This window comes from Hydrogenovibrio sp. (assembly GCF_049975065.1).
In the GTDB taxonomy this organism is placed as follows: domain Bacteria; phylum Pseudomonadota; class Gammaproteobacteria; order Thiomicrospirales; family Thiomicrospiraceae; genus Hydrogenovibrio.
This window is the reverse complement of record NZ_JBNGDN010000136.1, coordinates 1-2,895: the sequence shown is the minus strand read 5'-3', so window position 1 is coordinate 2,895 and position 2,895 is coordinate 1. Positions and strand designations below refer to the sequence as shown.

Here is a 2,895-nt window from a genome sequence, read left to right as displayed (position 1 = left end):
ATCCAAAGGTCATTATTACCAATCGGCGTTCCCTTTTTAGCTAAGTCGGCTCGTATATCGGCATAGTGTTTAGCCACATCGGTTCCCATCGGTAAAACGGGAATATAGTTGATCAATTCATCCAGAATATTCAGCGCTTTTTCAGAGTTGTTACTTCTCATAGCACCATCTTCCAACTCTCCAAACGTCACTAATGACATGGAAACCGAACCTAAAGGTAAACTCTCGAACTTTTCAAAAACGCTCGGCGGTTGTTTTTTAATAATGTAAATACAGATATTGGTATCAAGCACAACCATACTTAAAAAGACTCTCTTTCTTGAGGTAAGGTGTCTTCGCGTCCATCAGCCATAAAATCGTCTGGCATCTCGCCAAGCAATTTAAAAGCGGCGCCTAAATTTTTAGGTTTCGGCTTTAAAACGATTTCATCGCCACGCTTAAAGATTTCAACTTCCGTGACATCAAAACGAAATTCTTTCGGAATTCTAACGGCTTGACTGTTTCCAGATTGGAAAATTCTAGCTTCCATAATAAATCCCCCCTCTAAGTAAAATATATACTTTATTGTATATACTTTTAAAACAAGGTCAATTTATTTAATCCGTTTAAAGGTGATCCGATTGATGGAGAATATAGAAAGAGGGTTTACAGCTTATTGATATTATTAATTTTTCGAGTCATAACCCAAAGATCATTGGTTCAAACCCCGTCCCCGCTGCCAAATACCCAACCAACGCAAATTCATCAGGCCTGGCTGATTATTGTGTAGCAATATTGTAATGGTTTTGTATAATTATTTACCATGGAGAAAATCAATCAAAAACCCTGGGTGCAGTTGGTGTGGTTTAAGCGTGATTTGCGTACGGTCGATCATGCGGCGCTGAGTCTGGCGGCGGCGCGTGGGGCGGTCTTGCCGCTGTATGTGTTCGAGCCGGCGCTCTGGGCGCAGCCGGATGCCAGCTTGCGCCAATGGCGTTTTGTCGCGGATTGTCTGGTGGCGCTGGATCGCGATTTGCGTGCGCTGGGGCAAGGCCTTTGGTTTGCCGCAGGTTCGGTGACGGAAGTGCTGGCGCAGTTGCAGCAGAGCTTCGACATTGACGCGGTTTGGTCGCACCAAGAAACCGGCAATGCTTGGACCTTTGCCCGCGACAAGCAGGTGGCAGAGTGGTTGAAATCTCAAGCGATTGCCTGGCATCAACCGCCGCAGCATCCGATTCAGCGCGGGGCTCTCAATCGGGATGAGTGGCAAGCGCAGGCCGAAACCTTTTTGCAGCAACCGCTGTCTGCCCCTCCGCCACAATTACCAGGCCTGGTGGAAACGCCTCCCCTTTCCATTTCCAGCCTTCGGCAAATCCTCCAGGCCTGGCCGTTTCATCCCATCGAGCCACAGGAACACACTCAGCGCGGTGGCCGCGCCCTTGGGTTGGCGCGGTTAGACACGTTTTTGAACACGCATTTGAAACGCTATCTGTTCGACATCTCCAAACCAAACGCCGCCCCTTTAAGCAGTTCGCGTCTCAGTCCGCATTTGGCGTGGGGCAGTTTGTCGATTCGCGAAGTGATTCAGGCGGCGCAAGCGTTTCAAGCCTCGGTGGCACCGCAACATCGTCGCAGCCTGAGCGCGTTTTTATCACGCTTGCACTGGCAAAGTCATTTTATGCAAAAACTGGAAACTCAGCCGTCGATTGAGTTTACCTGTTTGCAAACCGCGACCGAAAGCTTGCGCCAAGAGGCCGCCGACTCGCAAACCGATTTTCTCCAGGCCTGGTGGTTAGGGCAAACCGGTGTGCCGCTGGTGGATGCTTGTATGCGTTGTTTGCGCCACACCGGTTGGTTGCCGTTTCGGATGCGGGCGATGGTGATGTCGTTTGCCAGTTATCATTTGTGGCTGGATTGGCGCTTGACCGCACCGAAATTGGCGGCGCTGTTTACCGATTACGAACCCGGCATTCATTACAGCCAGGTGCAAATGCAATCCGGCACCACCGGCATTAATGCCATGCGAGTGTATAACCCGGTGAAGCAGTCGCGCGACCAGGACCCACACGGCCAGTTTATTCGCCAATGGTGCCCCGAGTTGGCAGGGTTATCGGATGACTGGATCCATGACCCTTGGTCGTGTCCGCCGGAGTGGTTAGCAGAAGCCGATGTGCATCTGGGCGAAAACTATCCGTTTCCGCTGGTGGACATTGAGCAGGCGGCGCGCGAGGCGAAACAGAAGTTGGCGTCGATTCGCAAACAGCCACAAGCGAAAAACCAAGCCAAACAGGTGTATCAAAAACACGGCAGCCGCAAACGGGTCACACGGTCGCACAAATCGTCACAATCGGAATCTTCAATGCAGTTGGGCTTGTTCGATGACTAAATCATGGACGAAACCATCGACGAAATCATCGAAACCCATCGCAAAAGCCGATTTGCCCAGCAAAGACTGCGTGGTGTGCGGTCGTCCGTTTGTCTGGCGCAAAAAGTGGCGTAAGGATTGGGAGCAGGTGCGTTACTGCTCGGAACGCTGTCGTCGCCAGCGCCCTACCATCGCGAAAGGAGATCGTAAATGAAATCTGTCAATCCCCCCAGCCAAATTCGCCGTTTGTGTCTGGTGCTTGGCGACCAACTCAATCTCGATTCCACCGTGTTCGATGAATTTGATCCGGCACAGGATGCGGTGTGGATGGCGGAACTGCCACAAGAGCAAACCCATGTGAAATCGCATCAACAGCGGATGGTGTTGTTTCTTAGCGCGATGCGCCACTTTGCACAAACCCTTAATCACCAGGCCTGGTCATTGCATTATTTAAAACTCGGTGAGCATGCGTTTGATTCGTTCGAGCAGGCGTTGGCCGCTTTTTTGGCGCACCATTCGGTCAAGCAGGTGGCGGTGGTGTTGCCCGGCGA

Annotated in this window: 5 protein-coding genes; 3 read left to right on the top strand and 2 right to left on the bottom strand. The window is 51.1% G+C overall.

Annotated elements, in window-relative coordinates; all coding sequences use genetic code 11:
* Both ACP5D0_RS10390 and ACP5D0_RS10385 read right to left on the bottom strand, forming a co-directional pair.
* Positions 1-293 (bottom strand): PIN domain-containing protein (locus ACP5D0_RS10390; protein ID WP_472365729.1); only part of this gene is annotated, 293 nt, incomplete at its 3' end.
* A gap of 8 nt (positions 294-301) precedes the next feature.
* Complete coding sequence (locus ACP5D0_RS10385) at positions 302-529, bottom strand: antitoxin (protein ID WP_472365728.1); 228 nt, start codon at positions 527-529, stop codon at positions 302-304.
* Between the two features lie 273 nt (positions 530-802).
* Here ACP5D0_RS10385 and ACP5D0_RS10380 point away from each other — a divergent pair, with 273 nt between their 5' ends.
* The 3 genes from ACP5D0_RS10380 to ACP5D0_RS10370 all read left to right on the top strand — a co-directional run.
* Positions 803-2,365 carry an FAD-binding domain-containing protein gene (locus ACP5D0_RS10380; protein ID WP_472365727.1) on the top strand — a complete coding sequence of 521 codons (1,563 nt, stop codon included), beginning with the start codon at positions 803-805 and terminating at the stop codon, positions 2,363-2,365.
* 70 nt (positions 2,366-2,435) lie between these two features.
* Positions 2,436-2,558, top strand: a complete 123-nt coding sequence (locus tag ACP5D0_RS10375; protein ID WP_472365730.1) for a DUF2256 domain-containing protein — start codon at positions 2,436-2,438, stop codon at positions 2,556-2,558.
* On the top strand, positions 2,555-2,895 hold a 341-nt coding region (locus tag ACP5D0_RS10370), incomplete at its 3' end, for a cryptochrome/photolyase family protein (RefSeq protein WP_472365726.1). The genes ACP5D0_RS10375 and ACP5D0_RS10370, both read left to right, overlap by 4 nt.